This window comes from Micromonospora sp. DT231 (assembly GCF_049847025.1).
Classification (GTDB): domain Bacteria; phylum Actinomycetota; class Actinomycetes; order Mycobacteriales; family Micromonosporaceae; genus Micromonospora.
Window position 1 is genome coordinate 546,181 of sequence record NZ_JBNCNO010000001.1, and the last position, 25,394, is coordinate 571,574.

The 25,394-nt window shown below is 72.0% G+C and carries 24 protein-coding genes; 10 read left to right on the forward strand and 14 right to left on the reverse strand.

Annotation, left to right across the window (positions count from 1 at the left end; translation table 11 throughout):
- Positions 1 to 28: 28 nt before the first annotated feature.
- From ACPXBU_RS02270 to ACPXBU_RS02290, 5 genes are all read right to left on the reverse strand, one after another.
- Entirely contained in the window at positions 29 to 1,246 is a 1,218-nt protein-coding gene (locus ACPXBU_RS02270) for a ferritin-like domain-containing protein (protein ID WP_425756017.1), read from the reverse strand.
- A complete protein-coding gene (locus ACPXBU_RS02275; protein ID WP_425756019.1) occupies positions 1,243 to 2,088 on the reverse strand; it encodes a phosphate/phosphite/phosphonate ABC transporter substrate-binding protein in 846 nt (281 codons plus the stop codon). The genes ACPXBU_RS02270 and ACPXBU_RS02275 overlap by 4 nt, the downstream gene beginning before the upstream one ends.
- The gene (locus tag ACPXBU_RS02280; RefSeq protein WP_425756021.1) at positions 2,088 to 3,257 is read right to left on the reverse strand and encodes an acyl-CoA dehydrogenase family protein; all 1,170 of its coding nucleotides are present in this window, start codon (positions 3,255 to 3,257) and stop codon (positions 2,088 to 2,090) included. The genes ACPXBU_RS02275 and ACPXBU_RS02280 overlap by 1 nt, the downstream gene beginning before the upstream one ends.
- A gap of 76 nt (positions 3,258 to 3,333) precedes the next feature.
- A complete protein-coding gene (locus ACPXBU_RS02285; protein ID WP_425756022.1) occupies positions 3,334 to 4,281 on the reverse strand; it encodes an ion transporter in 948 nt (315 codons plus the stop codon).
- Between the two features lie 88 nt (positions 4,282 to 4,369).
- A complete protein-coding gene (locus ACPXBU_RS02290) occupies positions 4,370 to 5,227 on the reverse strand; it encodes an SDR family oxidoreductase (protein ID WP_425756024.1) in 858 nt (285 codons plus the stop codon).
- A 97-nt stretch (positions 5,228 to 5,324) separates the two neighbouring features.
- Here ACPXBU_RS02290 and ACPXBU_RS02295 point away from each other — a divergent pair, with 97 nt between their 5' ends.
- Complete coding sequence (locus tag ACPXBU_RS02295) at positions 5,325 to 5,720, forward strand: winged helix-turn-helix transcriptional regulator (protein WP_425756683.1); 396 nt, start codon at positions 5,325 to 5,327, stop codon at positions 5,718 to 5,720.
- A gap of 38 nt (positions 5,721 to 5,758) precedes the next feature.
- Here ACPXBU_RS02295 and ACPXBU_RS02300 read toward each other — a convergent pair whose 3' ends face one another.
- Entirely contained in the window at positions 5,759 to 6,721 is a 963-nt protein-coding gene (locus ACPXBU_RS02300) for a helix-turn-helix transcriptional regulator (RefSeq protein ID WP_425756026.1), read from the reverse strand.
- A gap of 62 nt (positions 6,722 to 6,783) precedes the next feature.
- Between ACPXBU_RS02300 and ACPXBU_RS02305 the strand changes: the two genes are divergently transcribed.
- On the forward strand, positions 6,784 to 7,626 hold the full coding sequence (locus ACPXBU_RS02305; RefSeq protein WP_425756028.1) for an NAD(P)H-binding protein: 843 nt from the start codon (positions 6,784 to 6,786) through the stop codon (positions 7,624 to 7,626).
- Positions 7,627 to 7,651: 25 nt separating this feature from the next.
- Here ACPXBU_RS02305 and ACPXBU_RS02310 read toward each other — a convergent pair whose 3' ends face one another.
- Positions 7,652 to 8,587, reverse strand: coding sequence for a phosphotransferase family protein (locus ACPXBU_RS02310; protein WP_425756685.1), 936 nt, complete (start codon positions 8,585 to 8,587; stop codon positions 7,652 to 7,654).
- A 139-nt stretch (positions 8,588 to 8,726) separates the two neighbouring features.
- Positions 8,727 to 9,689 carry a helix-turn-helix transcriptional regulator gene (locus ACPXBU_RS02315; protein WP_425756030.1) on the reverse strand — a complete coding sequence of 321 codons (963 nt, stop codon included), beginning with the start codon at positions 9,687 to 9,689 and terminating at the stop codon, positions 8,727 to 8,729.
- A gap of 427 nt (positions 9,690 to 10,116) precedes the next feature.
- On the opposite strand from ACPXBU_RS02315, the gene ACPXBU_RS02320 reads away from it, so the two are divergent.
- The 3 genes from ACPXBU_RS02320 to ACPXBU_RS02330 all read left to right on the forward strand — a co-directional run bounded on the left by ACPXBU_RS02320 (position 10,117) and on the right by ACPXBU_RS02330 (position 14,610).
- Positions 10,117 to 10,779: a hypothetical protein gene (locus ACPXBU_RS02320; RefSeq protein ID WP_393368748.1), complete on the forward strand. Its 663-nt coding sequence runs from the start codon at positions 10,117 to 10,119 to the stop codon at positions 10,777 to 10,779.
- Between the two features lie 129 nt (positions 10,780 to 10,908).
- Positions 10,909 to 12,903, forward strand: a complete 1,995-nt coding sequence (locus tag ACPXBU_RS02325; protein ID WP_425756032.1) for a Xaa-Pro dipeptidyl-peptidase — start codon at positions 10,909 to 10,911, stop codon at positions 12,901 to 12,903.
- A 198-nt stretch (positions 12,904 to 13,101) separates the two neighbouring features.
- Positions 13,102 to 14,610 (forward strand): phosphoesterase, encoded by a 1,509-nt coding sequence (locus tag ACPXBU_RS02330; RefSeq protein WP_425756034.1) that lies wholly within the window; start codon positions 13,102 to 13,104, stop codon positions 14,608 to 14,610.
- Between the two features lie 103 nt (positions 14,611 to 14,713).
- Here ACPXBU_RS02330 and ACPXBU_RS02335 read toward each other — a convergent pair whose 3' ends face one another.
- A complete protein-coding gene (locus tag ACPXBU_RS02335) occupies positions 14,714 to 15,295 on the reverse strand; it encodes a MarR family winged helix-turn-helix transcriptional regulator (RefSeq protein ID WP_393368756.1) in 582 nt (193 codons plus the stop codon).
- 115 nt (positions 15,296 to 15,410) lie between these two features.
- Between ACPXBU_RS02335 and ACPXBU_RS02340 the strand changes: the two genes are divergently transcribed.
- The 3 genes from ACPXBU_RS02340 (at position 15,411) to ACPXBU_RS02350 (ending at position 19,108) form a co-directional block, all read left to right on the forward strand.
- Positions 15,411 to 17,108 carry an LLM class flavin-dependent oxidoreductase gene (locus ACPXBU_RS02340; RefSeq protein WP_425756035.1) on the forward strand — a complete coding sequence of 566 codons (1,698 nt, stop codon included), beginning with the start codon at positions 15,411 to 15,413 and terminating at the stop codon, positions 17,106 to 17,108.
- A 63-nt stretch (positions 17,109 to 17,171) separates the two neighbouring features.
- Positions 17,172 to 17,831, forward strand: coding sequence for an ArsR/SmtB family transcription factor (locus ACPXBU_RS02345; RefSeq protein ID WP_425756037.1), 660 nt, complete (start codon positions 17,172 to 17,174; stop codon positions 17,829 to 17,831).
- Complete coding sequence (locus ACPXBU_RS02350) at positions 17,828 to 19,108, forward strand: MFS transporter (RefSeq protein ID WP_425756039.1); 1,281 nt, start codon at positions 17,828 to 17,830, stop codon at positions 19,106 to 19,108. Before ACPXBU_RS02345 ends, ACPXBU_RS02350 begins: the two co-directional genes overlap by 4 nt.
- Before the next feature lie 71 nt (positions 19,109 to 19,179).
- On the opposite strand, the gene ACPXBU_RS02355 is transcribed toward ACPXBU_RS02350, so the two are convergent.
- The 3 genes from ACPXBU_RS02355 to ACPXBU_RS02365 form a co-directional block, all read right to left on the reverse strand.
- Positions 19,180 to 19,875: an alpha/beta fold hydrolase gene (locus ACPXBU_RS02355; protein WP_425756041.1), complete on the reverse strand. Its 696-nt coding sequence runs from the start codon at positions 19,873 to 19,875 to the stop codon at positions 19,180 to 19,182.
- Between the two features lie 40 nt (positions 19,876 to 19,915).
- Positions 19,916 to 20,296 carry a VOC family protein gene (locus ACPXBU_RS02360; RefSeq protein WP_425756043.1) on the reverse strand — a complete coding sequence of 127 codons (381 nt, stop codon included), beginning with the start codon at positions 20,294 to 20,296 and terminating at the stop codon, positions 19,916 to 19,918.
- A gap of 70 nt (positions 20,297 to 20,366) precedes the next feature.
- The gene (locus tag ACPXBU_RS02365) at positions 20,367 to 20,789 is read right to left on the reverse strand and encodes an MmcQ/YjbR family DNA-binding protein (protein ID WP_425756044.1); all 423 of its coding nucleotides are present in this window, start codon (positions 20,787 to 20,789) and stop codon (positions 20,367 to 20,369) included.
- Between the two features lie 153 nt (positions 20,790 to 20,942).
- Between ACPXBU_RS02365 and ACPXBU_RS02370 the strand changes: the two genes are divergently transcribed.
- Positions 20,943 to 22,745: an acyl-CoA dehydrogenase gene (locus tag ACPXBU_RS02370; protein ID WP_425756046.1), complete on the forward strand. Its 1,803-nt coding sequence runs from the start codon at positions 20,943 to 20,945 to the stop codon at positions 22,743 to 22,745.
- Between the two features lie 12 nt (positions 22,746 to 22,757).
- Here the strand turns inward: ACPXBU_RS02370 and ACPXBU_RS02375 are convergent, their stop codons facing one another.
- Both ACPXBU_RS02375 and ACPXBU_RS02380 read right to left on the reverse strand, forming a co-directional pair.
- Positions 22,758 to 22,934 (reverse strand): hypothetical protein, encoded by a 177-nt coding sequence (locus ACPXBU_RS02375; RefSeq protein WP_204945194.1) that lies wholly within the window; start codon positions 22,932 to 22,934, stop codon positions 22,758 to 22,760.
- Positions 22,935 to 23,063: 129 nt separating this feature from the next.
- Positions 23,064 to 23,783: a spermidine synthase gene (locus ACPXBU_RS02380; protein ID WP_393368778.1), complete on the reverse strand. Its 720-nt coding sequence runs from the start codon at positions 23,781 to 23,783 to the stop codon at positions 23,064 to 23,066.
- Between the two features lie 125 nt (positions 23,784 to 23,908).
- Here ACPXBU_RS02380 and eccB point away from each other — a divergent pair, with 125 nt between their 5' ends.
- Complete coding sequence (eccB, locus tag ACPXBU_RS02385) at positions 23,909 to 25,285, forward strand: type VII secretion protein EccB (protein ID WP_393368781.1); 1,377 nt, start codon at positions 23,909 to 23,911, stop codon at positions 25,283 to 25,285.
- Positions 25,286 to 25,394: the final 109 nt, after the last annotated feature.

Sequence of the window (25,394 nt, forward strand, 5' to 3'; positions counted from 1 at the left end):
CGCACGCCGTGGCATGCGCGGGGATCGCCTACATGAAGTTGCGGGTGTGCAGGGCCGAGAGCGCGGCGGCCTCGTCGGCCCGGAAGCCCAGGCGGACGAGCCGGCGCTGGCGGCCCTGATCCATCGCGTGTTGCAGGGCCTGCACCCGGTCGAAGCCGGCGGACACCTCGTCCGGGTGCCAACCACCCGACGCGAGCACCACGAGCGCGTCGAAGACGTCCGCGTTGAGGCCCGCGGTGTCGACCAGCGCGTCGTGGCGGCGGTGGATGGCCGCCCGCAGCCGACCGCGCAGCAGCGGGTCCAGTTGTGCCTGATGTTCCAGGTGCGCCATGCCGAACAGCACGTGCCGGCGCTCGTCCTGCATGGCGAGCCAGCAGATCCGGCGCGTCACCGGGTCAGGGGCGAACTGGTGCAGGAACGACAGCAGATCGACGAAGCTGCCCTCGCCGAGCACGGAGAGCAGGAACGAGGCGAGGGCGAAGTCGGACTCCGCGACGAGCGTGAAGAGCGACTGCCGGCCGCCGGCCGACGACGTGCCCAACTCGACGCCGCGCAGGAGTGCCCGTCGGCTGAACACCTCCATGTGCCGCGCCTCGTCGGCCATCTGCACGGCCAGAAGCTGCACCACCTCGCGAAAGTGCGGGTGGATGCGCCCCACGAACCGGGCCGGTACGACGAGCGCGGCCTGCTCGTTCTCCACCAGGTAGGTCATCACCTGCACCACCGCGGCCTCGACGTCGGCCGGCAGCACGAACGGATCGTTCCACGGCACCGCTGCCTGCGGATCCCACTGTCGTGCCGCCGCCTGCGCGTACAACTGCGGGGCGATCTCGGCCCACACCAGGTCCCGGTCATCCAGGTCGAACCGGGCCTCGGGGCCGCCGGCCTCGAGCAGCGCGCCCCGGGCGCCGAGCCCCCAACGCGCCGGTGGGCGGCTGCTCAGCGCCGACGGCAGCGCGGGCCCGGCCCGTTCCGCGCCGAACCAGCGGTCGTCGTCCGCCGTCCCCCGTACGACCACCGCCACCAGATCACCGCTGTCGCCCCGAGCCGGCGACTCGACCCGATGACCCCGACCACGGCACCAGGCGGGCAGGTGTACGGGCAACGCCGGGTCGCGACCGAGCACCGCCACCCGGCCTCCGGGTGGCAGGCCGGCCAGGGCGCGTTGCACGAGCAGGTGCGCTCCCCGGCCGAAGCCCAGATCGCCGAGGTGGACCTCGACGTCGGCGGCCGGCGGGCCGCTCACGGGCGATAGTCCGTGGCCGTCACCCGCCCGTCGGGAGAGTAGAAGCCGCTGACGTCGACCGCCCTGGCAAGCAGGGTGTATCCGCTGGTGCGACCGTCCTTCCAGGCCGTCAGCCCCTCCAGGTCGAGCAGCGGACGCACCTGCGGATCGGCGTACGACATGCCGAGCAGCAGTGTGCCGAAGAGCTGGACCCCGGCGGACTCCGGATCGCGGACCGTCATGTTGCAGTGGTCGTAGGGCGCGGTCTGCCCGACGATCCGGGTGCCCTCGGGCGGCAGCGTGCCCTCCCGCACGAACCCCAGGTGGTTGGCGTCGATCATGCAGGCGGCGTCGACCTCCCCGCTCAACAGGGCACGGGCCGCGTCGCGCTCCCCGCCGACGTGGTCGCCGTGCAGGCCGACACCGACGTCGAAGCGGCGGACGTCGACGTCGACGCCTGCGGTCGCGAGGTGGTCGAGCGGGAGCAGCGTCGCCTGTGGACTGTCCACCGCGCCGACGGCCACCCGCCTCCCGGCGAGATCCGCGACCTGTCGCACCGGGGAGTCGGCACGCACCACCACGACCGAGGTGAGGTCCTGGTCGGTGTCGCGCATGGTCAGCGCGTGGACGGCGGCGCCGGTGGCTGCCGCCAGCCGTTCGGCCCGCAACCAGGCCAGCGGCGAGTTCCAGGCCGCGTCGATCCGGCCGGCGACGAGATCCTCGACCTGTCGCTCGTAGTGCGAGTAGAGGACGAAGTCGAAGTCCAGGCCCCGCCCGCGCAACCAGGCTCGGAAACCCTCCCAGATGGTCACCACCTTGGGGTCGTACGCGACAGCGCCCATCAGGACCCTCGGCGCCGGCATCAGCGGTTGGCCTCGTCGAACAGGGGCAGCCCGGTGGCGACCCGACCGACGAAGTCGTGCAGGGCGTCGGTGGTCGGTGCCATCACCCGGGCCGCGCGCGCGTCGCGGAAACGGCGCTCCAGGCCCAACTCCCGGCGGAACGCGCTGCCGCCGCAGAGCTGCATCGCGCCATCTGTCACGTCGGCGACGGTCTCGCCGGCGAGGGCCTTGACCTGCAACACCCGCAGCATCGCGTCGTCGCGGCCGGTCTCCAGCGCGGTGAGGGTGTCGCCCAGGAAAGCGCGCAGAGCGTCGGTGCGGATCATCAGTCGGGCGAGGTCGCGGCGAGGAACTGGCGCGTCGCGCAGGGCGGCGCCGGTGTGCGTGAGCGTCGTCCCGGTGAGATGCCGGCAGGCCTCGGCGACCGCGCTGTCGGCCAGACCCAGACAGAACGCGGCGTTGAGCACCAGGAACCAGGGGAGAACAGCGCCCAGGGCGGTGTCCAGCCCCGCGCCGTCGGCCGCCATCATCGCCGTCGACGGGACGCGGAGCCCGTCGGCGGTCATCGGCCGGGAGCCGTTGCCGCGTAGGCCGAGCCCGTCGAAATCGCCGGTCACGGTCAGGCCGGGGCTGTCGGCGGGCACGAGCCAGAGCGTCATCGGCCCCGCGTCGCGGGACAGCGGGAGGCTCGACCAGACGTAGCTGTTGGCCTCGCCGGCCGAGGTGACCCAGCTCTTGCGGGCGTCGAGGCGGACCGTGCCGTCGTCGGTGGTGCTCGCGGTGCCGGTCGGTGACCAGAAGTGGCTGCGCGAACCGTACTCGGAGAAGGCCAACGTGGCGAGATGGCCGCCGGTGGCGATGGCCGCGCGGACCTCGCGCGGGCCGTGCGCCTCGATGACGGCGGTCGCCGCGTAGTGCATCAGCACCACCATCGCGGTGGACCCACACTCGGCGGCCAGCCGCTCGACGACCTCGGCGACCACGCGCATGCCGTGACCGCCGCCACCGACCTCGGTCGAGGAGGCCAGGCCGAGCAGGCCGGCCGCGGCGAGGGCGTCGACACCCGGTCGGGGGAAGGTCCCCTCCCGGTCGACGATCGCCGACCGCGGGCGGATCACCTCGTCGATCACCGTGCCGAGCGGGTCTGCCACGGCGGCGTCGGGATGGGCGCTGTCGACAGTCGTCGTCATGGCGGTGCCCTTCGGCCGGAGCGGTGGGACCGCCGTCGACACTATCCGAAGGGGAGCACGGAGCGCGAGGGTCGGATCACCGTCTGCTGCGGCTGCCGTCCCGGTGCGGCCGGCCGTGCCCGTCGTCCCGGTCGATCCGCAACTCGCGTTCCAACTCGGCGATGACCGCCCGCAGGTCGTCCAGCCGCTGGGTGAGCGCGATGCGGTCCACCTCGTCCGGTACGCCGTCGCCGTCCTCGTCGTAGTCGGGGGCCAGCCGCTCGGTCATCTCCAACCGGCGTGCCTCCTCCATCGAGTTGACGATGACGGCGATGAGGATGTTGAGCAGCAGGTTGACGGTGATGACGACGTAGCTGACGTAGTAGAGCAGCGTCCACGGCGAGATGGCCATGCCCTGCTCGATGAGGTCCGGCAGCGTCTCCAGCGACAGCAGCACGAACAGCGTCAGCAGCGACCTGCCGATGTCGCCGTACTCGTCCGGGTACCGGCTGCCGAAGATCAGCCAGCCGGCCATCCCGTACACGTAGAGGGTCACCACGGCCAGGGCGAGGAAACCGGTGACGCCCGGCAGGCTGCGCCACAGCGCGGAGACGATGGTCCGCAGGCCCGGCGAGAACCGCACCAACCGGACCATGCGGGCGACCCGTACGACGCGCAGCAGCGCGGGATCGCCGTGCAGGCCCGGTATGAAGATCGCCGCGATCACCACGAAGTCGAAGACGTTCCAGCCGTGCCGGAAGAAGTCCTGCGGACGCCTGCCGTACGCCGCCAGCCGGACGCCGATCTCGACGACGAAGACGGCGCGGAAGACCAGCTCCAGCCAGTGCAGTGCGGTGCCCGCCGGAGTCAGGTCGTCGTACGTCTCCAGGCCGAGGACGACCCCGTTGGCGAGGATGACCACCACGATGACGATCTCGAAGGGGCGTGACCCGGCGAGCCTGGCGCAGTGCGCGGTCCAACGGGATCGGTGCTGCTCGGGTGGGCCCGGCTCGCGCCGCTGGGCGGGCACGGGGCTGGCGGGCATGCCCGCCAGCCTAGCCAAGATCAATGATCGCGGGCGACCGCGCGGGCGACGGGACGAGATCCCGCTGCCCGCGTGGTCGGTGGCCGGGTCAGGCCCGCGCTGCCCGGACGGCGTCGCGCAGCGGGGTGCTCGGCCGGCCGAGCAGCTGGCTCAGGTCGTCGCTGTCGGTCGCCAGCTCACCGAGGGCGATCGAGTGGTCGAGTGCGGCGACGAACCCGGCGGTGCCGGCGTCGAGCCCGACGTTCTCCAGGGTCGAGGCCAGCTCGGCGGCCGACAGGTCCCGGTGGACGACCGTCGTGCCGGTGACCTCCGTGACGGCCTCGGCCAACTCGTCGAAGGTGAACGCGGTCCCGCCCAGTTCGTGGACGGCGTTACCGTCCTGGGGGCGGGTCAGCGCCGCGACGGCGGCGCCCGCGTAGTCCGCCCGGGTCGCGGCGGAGATCTTGCTGCCCCCGCTGGCGCCGAGGATCGTGCCGGTCTTCAGGTACTGCGGCAGTTGGTCGGTGTAGTTCTCGATGTACCAGCTGTTGCGCAACACGGTGTGGGTCAGACCCGACGAGGCGAGAACCTCCTCGGTGGCCCTGTGCTCCGGGGCGAGCGGGTTCGTGGTGGTGTCGGCCTTCAGGATGCTCGTGTAGATCAGGCGTTCGACCCCGGCGAGGGCGGCCGCCTCGATGACCGCGGTGTGCTGCGCGACGCGCTGACCGGGAGTGTCGCCGGAGATGAGCAGCAGGCGGCGTACGCCGGCCACGGCGCCGGGCAGCGTCGACGGGTCGTCGTAGGTGGCCTGGCGGATCTCGACCCCGCGCGCGGCCAGGTCGGCGGCCTTCTCCGGACTGCGGACGACGGCGGCGATCTCGGCGGCGGGTACGCCGGAGTCGAGCAACTGCTCGATCACGAGGCGGCCCAGCCGGCCGGTGGCGCCGGTGACGGCATAGGTGGGCATGGGAACCTCCGGTTGGACGGTGACGATTTGCCAGCACTTACGAATCTACAGCACAAGCTGATAGGTAACCGTCGGGTAGGCTGGTGAGGTGAACGACATGCCGGCCCAGGACCCGGCGGGGCCTACCCAGGAATTCGTCAGCGATGTCTTCGCGCGGGGATGCACCTCCCGCGCCGCCTTCGAGGACGTCACCTCGAAGTGGGCTTCGCTCGCCCTGCTGGCGCTCGGTGAGAGCCGCTACCGGTTCAACGCGCTGCGTCGCCGCATCGACGGCATCAGCGAGCGGATGCTCTCCCAGACCCTGCAGACCCTCGAACGCGACGGAATGCTCACCCGCGAGGTGCTCACCGCGATCCCACCACGCGTCGAATACTCGCTGACCCCCCTCGGCGCCCGGGTCGCCGAGCAGTTGCGCGGCCTCGCCGACCTGCTGGAAGCCTCGGTGCCCGAGGTACGGACGGCCCGCGACACCCACGAGCGCGACCGGGCTTGAACTGCAACGGCACTCGCTCCGCCACACGGATCGTTGCCTCATGTGCCGCCAGCGGCTCGTCGGTACCGGTTGGCGAGCATGTTCAGGTGAGCGATGAGCTCCGGCGGCTCGATGACCTCGAAGTCCGCGCCGAGCAGTCCGAACCAGACAGCAAGCTGCTCGAGGTTGTCCGACCCCGTCCGCACCTGGCAGCGGTTGTCGTCGACCACCTCCACCGGTCCGACTGCGGGTGGGAGTCGCTCCAGGGCGACTTCGGCGGGCAGGTGAACAATGATCGTCGCCCGGTGCCGCCACACCGCACTGCCGATTCCCCGCAGCACATACGTTCCGATGTCCGCATCCGGCAGTGGGCGACCGAGGAATCGAGGCCCGTGCGGTAGGCGCAGCGCAATGCGGTCGACCCGGTACGTGCGCCAGTCCGTACGCTGCATGTCCCAGCCGACGAGGTACCAGCGTCTACCCCAGTTGACCAGGCGGTAGGGCTCGGCCTCGCGTCGGGACTCGGTGGCGTCGTGGGAGCGGTAGTCAAAGCGCAGCCGTTGCTGATCTCGGCAGGCGGCGGCGATCTCACTGAGCGTCGAGGCCGCGACCTGGTTGTCATCGGCGCCGGCAGAGACAGCGACGCTGTAGTTCTGTAGAGCGCTGATCCGGTTGCGCAGTCGTGTGGGCAGCACCTGTTCGAGTTTGGCCAGGGCGCGTGAGGAGGATTCCTCGACGCCAGCCACGGAAGGTGTGGCGGTGCGCAGTCTGATGGCGATCGCGACAGCCTCGTCGTCATCGAGCAGCAGCGGCGGCAGAATGGCGCCGGCTGCGAGGCGGTAGCCACCGTCAGTGCCGAATGTGGCGTGCACCGGGTAGCCGAGAGTACGGAGGCGCTCCACGTCGTTACGCACAGTTCTCGTGGTCACGCTCAGCCGCTCGGCCAGTTCCGTGCTGCTCCACCTACGCGGGGTCTGCAGCAAGGACAGCAGGCGGAGCAACCGCGCTGACGTCTCCAACATGCCGGAAGTTTCCCACCCCAGTAGGAAGCTGATGTTCCTACTGGGCTGCCAGAGTCAGCGGCATGGACAACACGAAGATTCTGGTGACTGCGGCAAGTACGCCCGTGGGCCGTTCCATTGTCGAGCAGTTGGTGTCGATCGGCGTGCCGGTCCGGGCGCTGACCCGTGATCCCCAGCAGGCCGATCTCCTCGCCGGCGCCGAGGTCGTGGCGGGAGACCTGAACGATCCCGCGAGTCTGGCGGCCGCGGTAGAGGACATGGACGGAGTCTTCGTCCTCGCCATGGGGGCTGGGGTGCCAGAGCTCATCGAGGCGGCGAAGAACGCGGGCGTCAAGCGCGTTGTGTTCCAGTCGACGGCGGAGATCGACGACGACGCCGATCAGCAGCCTAACGACGTCGCGGTGGTACACCACGGGATCGAGCAGGCGATCATCGGCTCCGGCATGCAATGGACCTTCCTGCGGCTGGACATCAACTCTGCCGACGCGCTGCAATGGGCCTTCGACGTCCCGGGCCAGCTCGCCGTCGGAGATGTCGTTCGCGGTCCCTACGCGGATGCTGCCGGCTCGCCCATCCACCCCGCGGACCTCGCCGCAATCGCTGTGGTGGCGCTGACGCAGGACGGGCACAGCGGGCAGCGGTACCACGTCACCGGACCGCAGTCGTTGACGCACCGGGAGCAGATTGAGCTGATCGGCAAGACCCACGGCCGGGAACTGCGCTACGAGCAGAGCGATCCCGCCGCCGCCCGTGCGGAGATCGCCCCGCATGCGCCTGCGGATCTACTTTTCGCCACGTGGGAGGCACACCTCGACAAGGCGGCACCGGTCACGGACGCGATCGAGCGAGTCACGGGCCGCACGCCCCGGAGCATGCGCGAGTGGGCCGAGGCGCACCCGGCCTAACTCGCCGCCGGCGCGGGGCGCGGCGTCAGAGCGGGGTGAGGGCTTTGGCGATGTTCCACTCGGCGAGGTCCAGCATCCACTGCCGGTTGGGGAAGTCCGTCTCCGCGATCCGCAGCGGGCCCTCGATCAGGGACAGCACCTGCGCGTACCGGTAGAACTCGAGCCGGTGCGGGTCGAGGTCGACGGGGCGCAGTGCCGGGTAGGCGTCGCCGAAGCGCAGCCGGAGCCAGGCGTGCTCCCACTCGACGTCGAAGTACGTCAGGCCCTCGATGTCGATCAGGGCGGGTTCGTTGGCAGGGGTGACGAAAACGTGATCGGGCCCCAGTTCACCGTGCACCAGCCCGTACACCTGTCGTGCGCTGACCGCGCCGCGCAGGTGACGCACATGGGCGACCACCCGGTCGTGGGCGTCCGCGAGTCGCGCGTCGCGGGTCGCCACCGCGTCGAGATGGCCGAGTGCGCGGTCCGCGACGACGTCCTCCGCGCATCGGGCCTGGGCCGCCTCGCCGCGGCTGATCGCCGCGAGTTTGCCGAAGTGCGAGCCAAGCGTGGTGTGCATGCGGCGCAAGGAGTCACCGAGCGTCGACAGCGGAGCCGCGGCTGCGACCGGGTCGCGGGCCATCAGCGCTTCCAGAGTCACCTCACCGACGTCCTCGACGAGCGCGATGTCGGAGGGGAGATAGCGGCCGCCCCGGTCGAGCATCAGCAGCCGCGGGACCCGTACGCCCGCGGCGGTGAGGGCCGCGTGGTTGATGGCGAACAGGTCCGCGCCCGACGCGTCGGTGAACGGGTCGTCCGGGACGGTCGGTGACGCGGGCCAGAAGTTCTCGTCAGCCGCCCACACGTAGAGAATCACGGTCGTCTGGTCGTCCAGCCGAAGTCGGTAGACACCCTTCTTGCTGCCGCCGGCGAGCCGATCCAGGGTGGTGAGTCTCCGGGCGCTGCCCAACTGATCCGCCACCAGGTCGCGTACATCGTCGGGCTGGAGGAAGCCGCGCCGCTCGACAGCCGCCTCGTCCCTGGGTGTCGTCGCCGGGACGGGGCTTCCCGGTCCACCGGGGACCGGCGCTCCGTACCCGTCGGGCTGGCCCGTGCCCGTCTCAGGCATGGAGCGTCTCGCGGGGCGGCACGCCGTAGCTGGCGTGGTATCGGGCGGTGAACCTGCTGTGGCTGGCGAACCCCCACCGACTGGCGATCGCCGAGACGGTCTCCTGGCGGGGGTCGGCGCGCAGCAGGTCGTGGTGTGCCCGGGCGAGCCGGATCCGCCGCAGGTACGCCATCGGGGTGGTGCCGCGATGACGGCGGAAGGCCAGTTGCACCGCCCGCAGCGAGACGCCCGCGGCAGCGGCGATGTCGGCCGCGCTGATGTCCCGGTCGGCGTGGTCCTCCATGAAACCAATCGCCCGTCGCAACGTGGCGGTGCTGGCGTCGTGTCGGTCGGCTGCGGTCGGCTCGGTGAACGCGGTGTTCGGAAAGACCGCGAGCGCCGCCGCGGCGAGCATCCGCGCGGCGTTGCCGATCACCAGCGGTTGCGCACTGACGGTCGGGTTGTTCAGGACGACGTCGCTGACGAAGCTCGTGGTGGTGCGCCACTGTCGGGCGAGGGCCTCGTCGGCGGGACCCAGGTCGGTGAATCGGATCCGACCGGGTCGCCGGGCCGGCGCGGCGGTGGCCACCTGCTCCAGCACCGCCAGATCCAGCACGCAGAGCTCCACCTCGCCGGGATGCCAGCGTACGGAGCAGGCCTCCTCCGGCTTGGTGACGAGGAAGACGTCGCCGGGGTCGAACCGGTTGACCGATCCGGCGCAGACGCGATCGACGCGGGCGGTGCGGGTGCGCCCGAGGACCAGCCCGTCGAGGGTGCTGGCGCCGATGTCGAGGTGCCCGGTCTGCCGGGTGGTCGCGATGGCGAAGGGGCCGGCGTCGACGCGCTGATGTGTGAGCCGGAACTGGTTCCTGCTGTCCAGGCGCAGTTTCGGGTCGTACGTCGCGGACAGGAACTCGTGGATGGCCACCGGGTCGCGGCTGTCGAAGTGTCGGGTCTGCAGTGGTGCTGACGTCATCGGCTGTCTCCGTCCGGTGGAGGTGCCGCCGGGAGGTGAGCTGGTGCCGGCGGCCAGGTCGCAACGTGCCGAGGTGCTCGGCGCTGACTCGGCATGACGGTGGCCGGCGGTGCGGTGAGGTGGAACGTCGCGAGCGGGACGGCAGCGACCGATCGAGGTGGCGTCGTGACTGACTGGTCGGCGAGGAGCTAAGGGGACGCAATATCCGTAGATGGGAATGTCATCATACGACAATCACCGTCAGTCGTCCTACCAATCACCGCAGTGTGTCGGCCTGCCGACTTCGCTTTCCGACTAGCCCGTCCGCGGGTTCTGCGTCCACTGTCCTAGCCATCGTCGCGGGCGACAGCGAAATCTTGTTCATGATTCCCCGGCGTCGCTGGCGATCGGGCCGCCGCCGGGTGACCCGCCGACGAGAGGGTGCGCCTTGGACAGTACTGATCCTGACCGCGTCGTTCGACTGGCCGTGGCGGAGGCGCTGGCCCGGGTGGTGGACGAGGACAGCCTGGGGCTGGGTGAGAGCGACGTCGTGCAGCGACTCGGGGCCGACCTGCGCGAGGTGCTGCGCCGCGCGCTCGACAACCGCGTGCCGCTGACCACGCCGGGCTTCGTCGACCTCTGCCGTGACCTCGGCCTGACCCGCGAGGCGTTCGACCTGCTGGGGCACTACCTGATGACCGCTCTGCTGGCCCACCACGTCGGGCCGGACGCCCTGATCCGGGTGGGGGTGCTGCTCGGCACCGTCGGGCGTTACCTGCCGGGGGCCCGGCCGAGCGCACCCCGCAACGGGCGCCCGATGCCGCGCCGCCGCGACGTACGCGCGGACAACAGCGTCGTCGGCCGGTACCGCCGCGCGAAACTGCCGGAGCACCTGCCCAACCCGCCGAGCTGGACCTGCACCGGATGCGGTCGCGAGTGGCCCTGCGCCACGAAGCAGAGCCAGCTGCTCGCCGAGTTCGGCGGAGCGCGTACCGCCCTCGCGGTCTATCTGGGCTCCTGCCTCGTGGCCGCCGCCCAGGATCTGCCCGCCGTGCCGCTGCCCCGGGTCCGGCTCCGATTCCTCGGATGGCTGCCCCGCGCCCGAATCTGAGCAGTGCGTCAGCCCGCTCGGTCGTCCGAGGACTGTTTGTCCGGCACCGGGGCCCGCCGCGGGCACTAAACTAGACGTGCATCGATTCGATGGAACGTGATACGTGTGTCGCTCCCCGGGAGGACATCGATGAGGTTCGCACCGTTGTCCGCCGGCGCCCCCGCAGGGGTCGCCGGCGTCCTGGCCGGCCTGCTGGTGGCGGCACTGCCCGCCGCGTCGGCGGTCGCCTCGGGCCCGACACCCGTCCCCGCGGTCGAGACGGCGGCGCGGCCCCGCCCGCTCCCGCCGCACGTGGTGGGCGACCAGACCGTCCCCGTCTACTCCTACGCCGACGCCATCCGGGAGAGCGTCTGGGTCCAGACCCGCGCCGACAGTGATGGTGACGGCGTGCCAGACCGGGTGGCGGTGGACCTCGTCCGGCCCCGGGAGGCCGCCAACGCGGGCGTACGCGTGCCGGTCATCATGGACGCCTCGCCCTACTACCTCTGCTGTGGTCGGGGCAACGAGGGCGAACTGAAGACGTACGACGCGGACGGCGTGATCGCCAAGGCCCCGCTCTTCTACGACAACTACTTCGTCCCGCGCGGGTACGCCTTCGCCGCCGTGGACCTGGCGGGCACCGCCCGGTCGACCGGCTGCGAGGACGTCGGCGGTCCCGCCGAGGTGGGCAGCGCCACCGCGGTGATCGACTGGCTCAACGGGCGGGCCCGCGCGTACGACGCCGCCGGGCGGCCGGTCAGCGCCGCCTGGAGCACCGGGCGGGTCGGGATGATCGGCAAGTCGTGGGACGGCTCGGTCGCCAACGGGGTCGCCGCCACCGGCGTGCCGGGGCTGGCCACAATCGTGCCGATCTCGGCGATCTCCAGCTGGTACGACTACATGCGCTACCGGGGGACGGTTGTCGCCACCGACTATCCCGGCTATCTGCACTCCGTCGTCAACGGCCGCCCCGAGGAGGCCTGCGCGCAGGTGTTGGCACGGCTGCGGGCGGACAGCGCCGAGGAGACGGGCGACTACAACGGGTTCTGGGCGCGGCGGGACTACCGGCCCTCGGCCGACCGGGTCCGGGCCAGCGTCTTCCTGGCACACGGCCTCAACGACCTGAACGTCACGACCAACCAGTTCGGCCGCTGGTGGCAGGAGTTGGCCGAGCAGGGTGTGCCCCGCAAGCTCTGGCTGCACCAGACCGGTCACCAGGACCCGTTCGACGTTCGGCGCGCCGAGTGGGTGGCCGCCCTGCACCGCTGGTTCGACTACTGGTTGCAGGGGCTGCGCAACGGGGTGATGGACGAGCCGCGGGTCGACCTGGAGACCGCGCCGGGCACGTGGACGACGCAGCGCGACTGGCCCGCTCCCGGCACCCGGGACGTGCGGGTGGCCCTCGGCGCCGGTGACGGTGTGACCGGGACGCTCGGCGGGCGCGGCGCGCGGCCGGGTCAGGAGCAGGAGTACGTCGACGAGTCGTTGTTCGAGGACGAGGTGGTCGCCGCGCCGAACACCGCGACCGCCGGCCGGTTGGTCTTCCTCTCCGGCACGTTGCCCACCGCGCTGCGGATCTCCGGCAGCCCGTCGGTGCGGCTGCGGATCCGCGTGGATCGGCCCACCACCGAGCTGACCGCCCGCCTCGTCGACTACGGAACCGCCGACCGGATCCTGCTCGACGGTGCGGGGGGAGTGCGGACACTCGACACCGAGTCCTGCTGGGGCGCCTCCACCGACGTCGACGACGCCTGTTACCGGGACACCGAGGAGGTCACCGCCGTCTCCGACCACGCCGTGCTGACCCGGGGATGGCTCGACGCCGCGCACCACCGCTCGCTGCGGTTCACCACGCCGCTGCGACCGGACCGCTGGTACACGGTGACGGTCCCGTTGAACGCGTACGACGCGGTGGTGCCCGCCGGGCACGTGCTCGGGCTGGTCCTCGGCCAGAGCGACCCGCAGTTCACCGAGGCCGCCGACCGGGACGCCACCGTCCGGGTCGACCTCGGTCGCAGCACGCTTGTCCTTCCGGTCACCGGTCGTGCCGTGCTGCCCGCCGTCGACGTCGCACCGCCGGTGGTGACCGCGCCGACCGGCCCGTCGGCCGCACGGACGCCCCGCGACACCCGGCAGGTGCCCTGACGGTCCCGTCCAGGCCGCCGGCCCGGACCGGAACGCCCTGCGGTCGACAGGTGACCCGCTGCTATCGTCGACAGGTCTTTTGGCAGGTCAGGCCTGGGTGTTCATCGTGGACCCGCTCTCCGTACGACGGATGTTCACGACGTTCTTCGAGGCTTCTTGATCGAAAGAGCAATTCGCTTGATCGAGGAGAGGCCCGCAGTGCGAGACAAGCAACCCGAAGAGACCGAACACGCGCAGCTGTCCCGGCGCAAGCTGGTCAAGTACGCGGGCGTCGGCGCGACGCTGGCCGCAGCCAGCCCGCTGGTCGGCGCCAGCGCGGCGTGGGCTGACGAGGATCGTCGGCCGGGCGATGACGCGGGCGACCGGGGCAACTCCAAGAACCGTGTGTGGCGCGCTGGCGACCACCACGTCCACTCGGAGTACAGCGGCGAGTTCGACACCACGAAGAGCCCGATCGTCTTCCACAAGGGCGCGGACGCGGTCTACCCGATCGTCACCAACGCCATCATGGCGAAGAACTTCGGTCTGACCTGGGCGATGTGCACCGACCACGGTGGACCGACCCACTCCAAGGTGAACATCGAGCAGGCGTACCCCGACCTGTTGCGTTCCCGCAAGCTGGTCCCCGAGGTGCTCCAGTTCTGGGGGATGGAGTTCGACGCGCCCTCGCTGGACCACCACACGCTGATGATCCCGCGCCACGACGACGAGGCGAAGCAGCTCTTCGAGCTGGAGAGCCGGTTCGCCAAGTACGACGCGTTCCCCACCGACCCGGTCCGGGACACCGAGGCCAAGATGGTGGAGTTCCTCAAGGTCGCCCGGGGGATGCCGCACAAGCCGCTGGTGATCGCCCACCACGCGTCCCGCTCGGCGCCCGGGCTCGGCGTCTACGGCCAGGACACCCCGCGGGAGTTCCGCAACGGCAACAACGCCGCTCCGGACGTCTACATCGGCTTCGAGGGCGCGCCCGGGCACCAGGCCGGCCCCCTCAACGGTGGCAAGCGCGGCGGTTACGGCAACCACCCCACCTACGGCGGCTTCGACCAGATGACCGCCCGGGTGGGCGGGTTGTGGGACTCGCTGCTCGGTGAGGGGCGGCGCTGGTGGATCACCGCGACGTCGGACTCGCACGTGCACTGGACCCGCGGCGGCTCCGACTTCTGGCCGGGCGAGTACAGCAAGACCTACGTCCACGCCCGCCAGGACTACGGCGACATCATGGACGGTCTGCGCAACGGCCGGATCTGGGTCACCACCGGCGACCTGATCCGCAGTCTCGACGTCACCGCCACATCCCAGGGCAAGACCGCCGAGGTGGGCGAGACCATCACGGTCAGCCGTCGCAGCCGTACCGATGTCGAGATCGAGATCACGTTCCGTCCGTTGGGCGGCGTGAACGGGAACGGGGACCGTCCCGAGGTTCGTCGGGTCGACCTGATCGTCGGCCAGATCACCGGCCCGAGCGCGAGCCTGGACGCCGACACCAACCCCACCACGAAGGTGGTGGCCCGGTTCGGCCCGCGCGACTGGCGTCGGCAGGGCCAGGACTACGTCATCCGGCACACGCTGCGCAACGTCGAGGCCGACACCTACGCGCGGGTGCGGGGCACCAGCACCGACGAGGCCGAGCCGCTCGCCGACGGGCTGGAGAGCCCGTGGGACGACCTGTGGTTCTACTCGAACCCGGTGTTTGTGCACGTGCGCTGATCCCACGCGCCATCCAGCGGGTCCGTCCGGCCGCGCTCGACGTACCTCGTCGGGGTGCCGGGCGGGCCCGCGTCGCGTTTCTGCCCGGCGGCCGTCGCCGGGGTCAGTCGGTGGCGCGGCGACGGCTTCGGGGGGCGGCGCTCCGCCCGCCGCGGCCGGCCGGGGCGTCGGTCTGGTGCGGCGTGGGTTGCACCTGCGACACCACCTCGCAGAGGTCCCGCAGCGGGTCCGTCGCCTGAACGGAGCAGGCGACCCGCTGGAGCAGTGCCCGCAGCGTCGCCGACTCGGCCGGCGTGAGCGTGCCCAACAGGCGCGACTCGACCTGCCGCAGCGCCAGACGCCGTTGCTCCCAGGCGGCGCGGCCGACGTCGGTGACGTCGACGAGCCGGTTACGCCGGTCTGCCGGGTCCGCCCGACGGGCGACGAACCCGGGCCGTTCCAGGTCGTCGATCAGGTACGTCAGGACGGTGCGGTCGATGCCCAGCTCCTCCGCGATCGCACCCTGGTTTCGGGCCGGCCCGGTGATCGCGGCGGTGAGCACCTGGTAGCCGCGTGGGCCGCCGGGAAAGTCGGTGAGCGTGTGCTCGGCCACCCGGACGTAGCCACGGAAGACGATCCCGAGCATCCAGCCCAGGTCGTCGTCGAGCGGATCGGGCCGGTCCGGCCAGTGCGGGGCACCCGTCATCCCCCGACAATAGCGCAGTGACGAAGACCTTGTTGGCAGCAGATGTTCTGTCTGACATAAGGTTGTGGTCATGACGCTTCGATCGGGGCGTCGCGTGACATCGGGAGGCTCGCAGATGAGCGACTACGGCCATGACCTGGTCTTCGGATCGTTCGTCACCCCCAGCGGTGACAACCCGACCCGTACGGTCGACCTCGCCGTCCTGACCGAGCAGGTCGGGCTGGACCTGGTCACCTTCCAGGACCACCCGTACCAGCCCGCGTTCCTCGACACCTGGACCCTGCTGAGCTTCGTCGCGGCGCGGACCAGCCACGTGCACGTGGCGGCCAACGTGACGAACCTGCCGCTGCGCCCGCCGGCGGTGCTCGCCCGCAGCGTGGCCAGCCTCGACCTGCTCAGCGGCGGCCGGGTCGGTCTCGGTCTCGGCGCGGGAGCGTTCTGGGACGCCATCGAGGCGATGGGCGGCCGACGCCTCACCCCCGGCCAGGGCGTACGCGCGTTGGCGGAGGCCATCGAGGTCATCCGCCAGGTCTGGGACGCCGAGGCGCGTGGCGGCGTACGTGTCGACGGCGAGTTCTACCGGGTGCGAGGCGCCAAGCGCGGGCCGGCGCCGGCGCACGCGGTGCCGATCTGGTTGGGCGCGTACAAGCCCCGGATGCTCCAGCTCACCGGTCGCCAGGCTGACGGCTGGCTGCCGTCGCTGAGATATCTCCAGCCGGGCGACCTGACCAGGGGCAACGCGACAATCGACGACGCCGCGCGGAAGGCCGACCGGTCACCGCGGGACGTGCGCCGGCTGCTCAACATCTCCGGACAGTTCTCGGCCGCCGGGCGCGGGCCACTGAACGGGCCCGCCGAGCAGTGGGCGCGGGAGCTGGCCGAGCTGGCGCTGGGGGAGGGCGTCAGCGCCTTCATCCTCGGCAGCGACGACCCCGACGACCTGCGCCGGTTCGCCGGCGAGGTGGCTCCGGCGGTACGCGAGCTGGTCGCGGCCGAGCGTGATCGTGGTACGAAGCCGGAGCCGAAGCCGGAGCCTGCGCCGCAGTCGGAATCGGAGCGTGCGTCGCAGTCGGGGTCGGGGCGTGCGCTGGAGCCGGAGCGTGCGCCGGAGCCGGGACGTTCGCCGCAGCCCGGGGCGGGACGTGCGTCGGAGCCCGGCGCCGGACGTGCGTCGCAGCCGGGGGTGCGGCCGAGCCGCGCGACGGTGACCGGTGGCGCGTTCGCCGTGGTGCCGACCCCTGACGACGGCGTGCGGCGCAGCGACCAGCAGGTCTGGGACGAGTCGACCCGACCGACCGGGCCCGCGCCCGACCCGGACCGCACGTACACCCCGCACGAGCAGGCCACCGGAGCGCACCTGGTGCAGGTCCACGACGGCCTGCGTGGCGAGCTGGCCCAGATTCACGATCTGATCGAGCAGGTGGCGGCCGGTGAGATCGACGCCGGCGCGGCCCGGTCCCACATCAACACCATGACGATGCGACAGAACCGCTGGACGCTCGGCGTCTACTGCGAGTCGTACTGCCGGATCGTCACCACCCACCACACCATCGAGGATCAGTCGTTCTTTCCTCGGTTGCGGGCGCGGGACCCCCGACTCGGCCCGGTGGTCGACCGGCTGGAGCAGGAGCACCACGTCATCCACGACGTGCTGGAGGGCGTCGACCGGGCGCTTGTCGCGTACGTCGGGTCTCCGGACGGTCTCGCCGAGTTGCGGGCGGCGGTGGACCTGCTGACCGACGCCCTGCTGTCGCACCTGAGCTACGAGGAGCGGGAGTTGGTGGAGCCGTTGGCGCGGCTGGGCATCGCCTGATCGCCGGGCGGTCGCGCGCGGCTCGGGGTTGCCGGAGCCAACGTGAGAGACTACTTTCGAAACATGTCTCTCAAGAATCCGTACGGGGATTTCGAGATCAGCGAGCCACAGGCGTTGCGGGCGCTGGCCCATCCGGTGCGGCTGGCGATCCTCGAACACCTGCAGCGGCACGGCCCGGCCACCGCGACCGGGCTGTCGCCGCACGTCGGCGCCACACCGTCGGTGGTCAGCTGGCACCTGCGGCACCTCGCGACGTTCGGTCTGGTCACCGACTGGGACGGCGCCACCAGCAAGCGGGAACGCTGGTGGCAGGCCGTCGCCCGGGGATTCCGATTCACCGTGCCAGACAGCGCCGAGGGGCAGTCCGCCGGCCAACAGCTGCGCGGCGAGATGTTCGCCCGCAACGCCGACGCGCCCCAGCAGTGGCTGCTGCGCGAGGAGCCCCGGCTGGACCCCGAGTGGCGCGCTCTGGCCGGCATGGCCGACACCCGGTTCGTGGCCACCGCCGACGAGCTGCGCCAGCTTGAGGAGTCGATCGAGGAGCTGATCGCTCCGTACGTGCGGCGCAAGGAGGAGTCGTCCCCGGACGGCGCGCGGATCGTCCGGATGCTGCGCTACCTCCTGCCCGAGCCCGGCGACGACGCCCCGGCCGAAACGGACGACGCCCCGTCCGGGGTCGGCGACGGCCCGGCCGAAACCAGCGCCGGCCCGGCCGCGTCGTGAACGCCACCGGCGCCGAGACCGAGTGCGCCACCGACGCGGTGCCCCCGCCGGCCCTGCTTCGCGACAGGCGGTTCCGCACCTTCTGGATCGGTCAGTCGATCTCCGATTTCGGTGATCGGATCAGCGAACTGGCCCTGCCACTGATCGCCGTCACCCTGCTCACCGCGACGCCCGTGCAGGTAAGTGTCCTCACCGCGTTGATCTGGCTGCCCAACCTGCTGGGCCTGTTCCTCGGTGCCTGGGTGGACCAGCGCACCCACAAGCGGCGACTTCTGATCATCGCGGACCTGGTCCGCGCCGCGGTGCTGTTCAGCCTGCCGGTGGCCTATCTGTTCGGCGCGGTCACCCTGACCCAGCTCTACCTGGTGGCGCTGCTCACCGGCGCCGCGGCGGTCCTGTTCGCCATGGCCCGCCAGGCGTTCTTCGTGGCCCTGGTGCCGCGATCGGCGTACGTGGACGCGACGAGCAAGCTGAGCATGAGCCGGTCACTGTCGTTCCTCGCCGGGCCGGCCGTCGGCGGCGGACTGGTGCAGGCGCTGAGCGCGCCGGCCGCGATCGTCGTCGACGCGGTGTCCTTCCTCGGCTCCGCGCTGCTGCTGCGCCGCATCCCGGTGACCGAACCGCCTCCGCCGCCGCGCCACACGTCCACCCTCGGCCTGGTCCGCGAGGGGCTCGTGCTGGTGCTGCGGCACCCCGTGCTGCGGGCCGCCCTCGGTTGCACCAGCACGGTCAACTTCTTCACCTTCATCGCGAGCGCCCTGCTGGTGCTCTACGCCAGTCGCGAACTCGACCTCTCGGCCGGCGCGATCGGCATCGCCCTCGGATTCGGGGCAGTCGGTGGGCTCGCGGGGGCGGCGCTCGCGCCACGGATCTCGCGTGCCATCGGGCTGGGGCGTACCGCGATGATCGGCGCGGTGCTCTTTCCCGCGCCACTGGCGCTGACCGCCCTGGTGTCCGGGCCGACCTGGACGAAGGTGGCCACGCTGGCGGCCATCGAGGCGGTCTCCAGCGTCGGGGTGATGCTGATGGACGTCAACCTCAACGCCCTCCTCACCGCGGTGACGCCCGACGACGCGCGCGGACGCCGCGCCGGTGCCTACAGCGCGGTCAACTACGGCGTCCGACCGCTCGGCGCGCTCGTCGGTGGCGCGTTGGGCACCACCATCGGGCTGCGACCGACACTTGTCGTCGCCGGCCTCGGTGGTGTGCTCGCCGTGCTGTGGCTGCTCGCGTCACCGGTGCGCCACATCAGGACTCTGGACGACCAGACGGCCTGATGTGGCCCGGGGTGGTTCGCCGTGGCCCGGATGCGCAAGCGCCGCGGCGGTCGTTGGGCGTGGCGGGCCGGTCAGCTGGTTTCCGCCAGCAGCAGTCCGGCCAACTCGGTGGGCTGGGAGATCATCGGCCAGTGGCCGGTGGCCATCGTGGCCAGTCGCCACGTGTCGCTGGTCAGCAGCTTGGCCACGGTGTCGTTGGGCTCGGGCCCGTCGAGCAGGCACTTGACGTACGTCGCCGGAAGCTCGCCCAACGGCCGGGCCAGCACGGCCGGCTCGCTCAGCGTGGCACCCGGGTGCGGCGTGGAGCCCTCGATCAGGCGGGTGACCTGCTCGTCGGTGAGCCCCTGACCGTCGAAGTCGGCCGCGGCGAGCGGCGGCCAGTAGCCGCCGTTGTCGGCGATCAGCGTCTCGAACGCCGCCTGCCCCTGCCACCAACCGGACGCGAACGACCCGCCGTCGACAGGCACCTCCGAGTCGACGAAGACCACCCTGGTCAGCCGGTCGCCGATCCGCTCGGCGGCCTGACCGGCCGGGATGCCCGAGTAGCTGTGCCCGACCAGCACCACATCGCGCAGGTCGCGCCGCTCGACCTCGTCGACGATGTCCCGCACGTGGGTCTGCTGGCCAGCGGTCACGCCCTGCCGCTCGGCGAGACCCGAGAGAGTCAACGGGTAGGTGTCGTGCCCGGCGGCACGCAGTGGCGGCACGACCTCGTCCCATGCCCACGACCCCAGCCACGCCCCTGCCACCAACACGAAATCAGCCATGGGGTGGGACCCTAGCGTCGCCCTGTGACAACCCGGCGGTTCAGGGCCACGTGCGGGCCTGCGCCGCGAAGACCTCCGGTGCGCTCGCCACCGGCAGCACGCACAGGAGATGCCCACCGGGGGCCCGCAGGATCCGACACTCCAACCACCGCGACACCTCGGTGGCGCCCAGGTCGATCAGGCGGGCCGTCTCGGCCGACACGTCGTCGGTCTCGATGTCGAGGTGGTAGCGCGGCGCGTCGTCCACCGCCTGCACGGCCGTGACCAGCCCCGGCAGCGCCTCGTGCAGGCCGACGAACTGCGGCTCCGCCGGATCGGACCGGGTGCTGACGCCGAGCGCCGCCGACCAGAACTCCGCCGCCTGCGCGGCCTCGGCCTCGGGGGCGTCGATCAGCAGGGCGTAGACGCGGCTCCGGTGCATGCGAGGCAGCATATCGGCGGGTGTGCGCTCAGTCATGCCCAGTGCCGGGACAGAGGGATGCTCCCGGCGCTCAGCCGACCGGCGGCGTCGGGGGACCGATCTGGGCGGCGAGCCGCTTCGGGGCCATGATGCGGTAGCTCTCGGTGAGCAACTCGCCCACCTCCTGCCAGTCCGTCTGCCCGTCCAGGATCATGCCCAGCACGTTCGGGCTCCAGTCCGGTTTGTAGAAGGGGTGCCCCGTGGCGAGGAGACCGGCGATCTCGTCGAGTGGCGACCGGAAGATCAGCAGGCAGGCGGGCTGGTCGAGTGCGGCGGCCCGGGCGAGGACCGGCTGGCGATCGGGGTCGACGGTGAGCACGTGGGCGATGGTCCGCTTGCGGATCCGCCAACGGGTCCCCACCCAGGCGGGCTCCTCGTAGGCCTCCGGCAGCCCCAGGCAGATCGGCCGCAGCCGGCCGAGGACCTCGGGCGGGACGTCTCCGGGTTCGGTCACGAGCAGCGACCCTAGTCGGCCGGTGTGACACGTTCCGCTCGTCGACCCCCGCCCGGCCAGGTGGTGCGCGCCCCGTCGATCCGCCAGGATGGGCCGTGGCGACCCTGGGCCGTCGTCCAGGCTCGACCCACCCCCGTGCCCCTGAGGAGTGCCGTGCCGTCCACCCTGCTCTCCCGCCGAGATCTCGACTTCCTGTTGCACGACTGGTTGGGGGTGTGCCAACTCGTCGAGCGCCCCCGCTACGCCGAGCACTCCCGGGAGACCTTCGACGATGCCCTGGACCTCGCCGAGCGGGTGGCCACCGAGCAGTTCGCCCCGCACAACCGCGCCGCCGACCTCGCCGAGCCCACCTTCGACGGGCAGCGGGTGCGGCTTCTCCCGCAGGTCCGCGCGGCGCTCGACAGTTTCGCCGAGACGGGCCTGCTCACCGCCGGGCTGGACGCCTCGGTCGGTGGCCTGCAACTGCCGCACGCCGTCGCGGCGGCGTGCTTCACCTGGTTCCAGGCGGCAAACGTGGCCACCTCGGCGTACCCGTTCCTCACCCTGGGCAACGCCAACCTGCTGCTCGCACACGGCACTGCCGAGCAGGTGGACACCTACGTCCGGCCCATGCTCGACGGCCGGTTCTTCGGCACCATGTGCCTGTCCGAGCCGCACGCCGGCAGCTCCCTCGCCGACATCACCACCCGGGCCGAGCCTCAGGCGGACGGCACCTACCGGCTCTTCGGCACCAAGATGTGGATCTCCGGTGGCGATCACGAGCTGGCCGAGAACATCGTCCACCTGGTGCTGGCGCGGATCCCCGGCGGCCCGGCCGGCGTGAAGGGCATCTCGCTGTTCATCGTGCCCAAGGTGCTCGTCGGCCCGGACGGGTCACTCGGCGAGCGCAACGACGTCGTGTTGGCCGGGCTCAACCACAAGATGGGTTTCCGGGGAACCACGAACACCCTGCTCAACTTCGGCGACGGCGGGCACACCCCGGGCGGTCGCGCGGGCGCGGTCGGCCACCTGGTCGGCGCGCCGCACCAGGGCCTGGCCCAGATGTTCCACATGATGAACGAGGCCCGGATCGGGGTCGGGGCCGGCGCCACCGCGCTGGGTTACACCGGCTATCTCAAGAGCCTGGCGTACGCCAGGGAGCGGCCGCAGGGCCGTCCGGTCGGTGCGAAGGACCCGGCGACGGCGCAGGTGCCGATCATCGACCACCCCGACGTACGACGGATGCTGCTGGCGCAGAAGAGTTACGTGGAGGGCGCGCTGGCGCTTGTGCTCTACTGCGCCCGGCTGCTCGACGAGCAGCAGACCGCCCCCGCCGAGGCGGACCGCGAGCGCGCGCACCTGCTGCTGGACGTGCTCACCCCGATCACCAAGAGCTGGCCGTCGCAGTGGTGCCTGCATGCCAACGACCTGGCGATCCAGGTGCTCGGAGGCGCCGGGTACACCCGCGATCACGACGTGGAGCAGCACTACCGGGACAACCGGCTCAACCCGATCCACGAGGGCACCCACGGCATCCAGGCGTTGGACCTGCTGGGCCGCAAGATGACCATGCGGGGCGGCGCCGGCCTCGCCGAGCTGACCGCGACGATCGGCGACACCGTCGAGCGGGGCCGAAAGGTCGGCGGCGAGGTGGCCGACCTGGCGGACCGGCTCGCCGCCGCGGTGGACCGGACGACCGCGGTCACCCGTCGGCTGTGGGCCGACGGCGACCCGGTGCTCGCGCTGGCCAACGCCACCGCCTACCTGGAGGCGGTGGGGCACGTCGTGATCGCGTGGATGTGGTTGGAGCAGGTGCTGGCGCTGCCGCCGGAGGAGGCCGGCGATGCGTTCCACGCCGGCAAGCGCCAGGCCGCGCGCTACTTCTTCCGTGTCGAGTTGCCCCGCACCGGCCCGCAGTTCGACCTGCTGGACAGCCGGGACCGGACGACCCTCGACATGAGCCCGGACTGGTTCTGAGCGTGCCGGATGTCAGCGTCGGCGGCTCTGGTGCTGCATCGCCTGCCGCCCCTTGACCACACCCAGGATGATCACGATCACCAGTGCGATCAGTCCGATGATGATCAGCCAGCGGACGGCCTCGAGGATCAGCCCGAGCAGGATCAGCACGCCGGCGACCACGCCGACGACCCAGAGCAGTGCACGCATGTCCACCTCCGGTAACCGGCCGCGCCTGGTGCGGCGGGCACGGGGTCACCTTTCCCGATCCGGCCGCCACCATGCCCGCGTGAGGTGAGACGCGCTACTTCCGATCGACCCGGGGTCCGTCCGGCCGGCTCAGCCTTCGGCGCGCGCCACGTAGACCGTGTTGGCGGACTCACCGCCGGTGAGCGGGTTCGCGAACGGCACGACGTGCGCCCGCACGCTCGGGAACACCTCGGTGAGCGCCGCGGTGAACTCGGCGTCCGGCGGGTCGTCCGACCAGAGCGCGAAGACCCCCTCGGGGCGCAGCAGGGCGGCCAGCCGACGCAGCCCGGCCGGCGGGTAGAACGCCGCGTGGCTGGGGTGCAGGACGTTGCGCGGGGAGTGGTCGACGTCGAGCAGCACGGCGTCGAACCGCCGCCCGGGCACGTCGGCGTCGAACCCGGTGGTGCCGGCCACCGCCGCGAAGAAGTCGGCCTGCACGAACCGGGTCCGCGGGTCCTCGGCGAGCCCCGCCGCGAACGGCAGCAGACCCCGGCGGTGCCAGTCGATCACGTCCTCGATCGCCTCGACCACCAGCAGCGAACGCACCCGTGGGTCGCCGAGCGCCGCGCAGGCGGTGTAGCCCAGCCCGAGACCGCCGACCACCACGTCGAGCGAGTCACCGGCCACCTCGGCGAGGCCCAGCCGGGCCAGCTCGATCTCCGCGACCGGGAACAGGCTGGACATCAGGTACTCGTCGTCGAGCTTGACCTCGTACACCTCGACCTGGAGGGCCGGATCCCGGCGTCGGCGCAGGCTGATCGCGCCGATCGGGGTCTCCCGCCAGGCCAGCTCCTCGAAACGCGCGCCCACGGGTGCCCTCTCGCCGCCGGATTCGTCCCCGGATGGTACCGGTTGCCCCGTGCCGGACACGCAGGGTCCCGAGACATCGACGCAACGCTTATTCTGTGCCCGGCCGATCCACCGGAAGGGACCTCATGCCGTCGCGGCAGGACCAGCTGCACTCGTACCAGTTCAGCGTTCAGCGGGCGGTCGCCGCTCTGGTCATGCGGGAGACCGACCCCGCGCAGTCGCCGTTTCGGCGGCTGGCCGGGGCCGGCCTCGCCAGCGTCCTGGTCGCGGCGATCGGGCTCGGCGGCTTCGCGCTCTACGGCCTGTTCGCCGGGGGTGGCAAGGGCTGGCGCGACCCGGGTGCGGTGATCGTGGAGAAGGAGTCCGGTGCGCGGTTCGTCTATCGCGAGCAGAAGCTGCACCCGGTGCTCAACTACGCCTCGGCGCTGCTGATCGTCGGCGCGGACCGGTCCAAGACCGTGCTTGTCTCCCGCCGCACGATCGACGGCGTGCCGCGCGGGCTGCCGCTGGGCATCGCCGACGCGCCGGATTCGCTGCCCGCCCCCGGCCGGCTGGCCACGGCGGGGTGGACGGTCTGCTCGACGGCCCCCGCAGGTGAGACGCCCCGCTCCGCGCTGCTGATCGGCACCGAAGCCGGCGGTGGCCGGCTGCTGGGTGACGAGGCGTTGCTGCTGCGGCACCCCGACGGCGGGCTGCACCTGGTCTGGCACCAGCGGCGCTACCTCGTCCGCGATCCCAGCCGGGTGCTGGCGGCGCTCGCCACCACCCGCGCGCAGGCGGTGGCGGTGGCGCCCGCACTGCTCAACTCCCTGCCCGCCGGCAGCGATCTCGCCCCGCTCGACCTGCCCGGGCTGGGTCAACCCGCCTCCCGGGTGCCGGGCGCCGCGATCGGCACGGTCTACCTGGTGAGCAACTCCGGTGGCGGCCGGCAGTACGCGGTCGCCGTCGACGCCGGCGTGGCCGGCATCACCGAGTTGCAGGCCGGGCTGTTGCTGGCGCGCACCGGGCAGGGTGAGCCGGTGCCGATGACGTTGGGCCGATTCGCCGCGCTGCCCATGGTGCCCGACCTCGCGCCGAGCGGCGCGAACGCCCCACCGCCGACCCCGCCCCGGCTCGCGGCTGGCGACGACGGGGACCTGTGCACCCGCGTCGCCGACGACGGCGGGGTTGCCGAGGTGCGCTGGGGCGTACCGCTGCGGGACCTGGCGGCCACACCGCGGACCGCGCCCGGCGGCGGCGCGGTGCTGGCCGACCACGTGGTGGTGGAACCGGGTCGTGGCGCGGTGGTCGAGGCCGCCGCGGCGCCCGGCGCGTCCGGCGGCGCGGTGTCCGTGGTCACCGACCTGGGCCGACGCTACGTGCTGGCCGACCGGGAGGTGCTGCCGATGCTCGGCTACCGCGAGGTGCGCCCGGTGCGGCTGCCCGCCGGGCTGGTCAGCCTGGTGCCCGCCGGCGCCACCCTCGACCCGGCCGCCGCCCGCGCCGTCGCCGCCCCGGACTGAGGGGCGACGCCGCCCGCCCGACCGGGCCGGGGCCGCCCGACCGGGCCGGGGCCGCCCGACCGGGCCGGGGCCGCCCGACCGGGCCGGGGCCGCCCGACCGGGCCGGGGC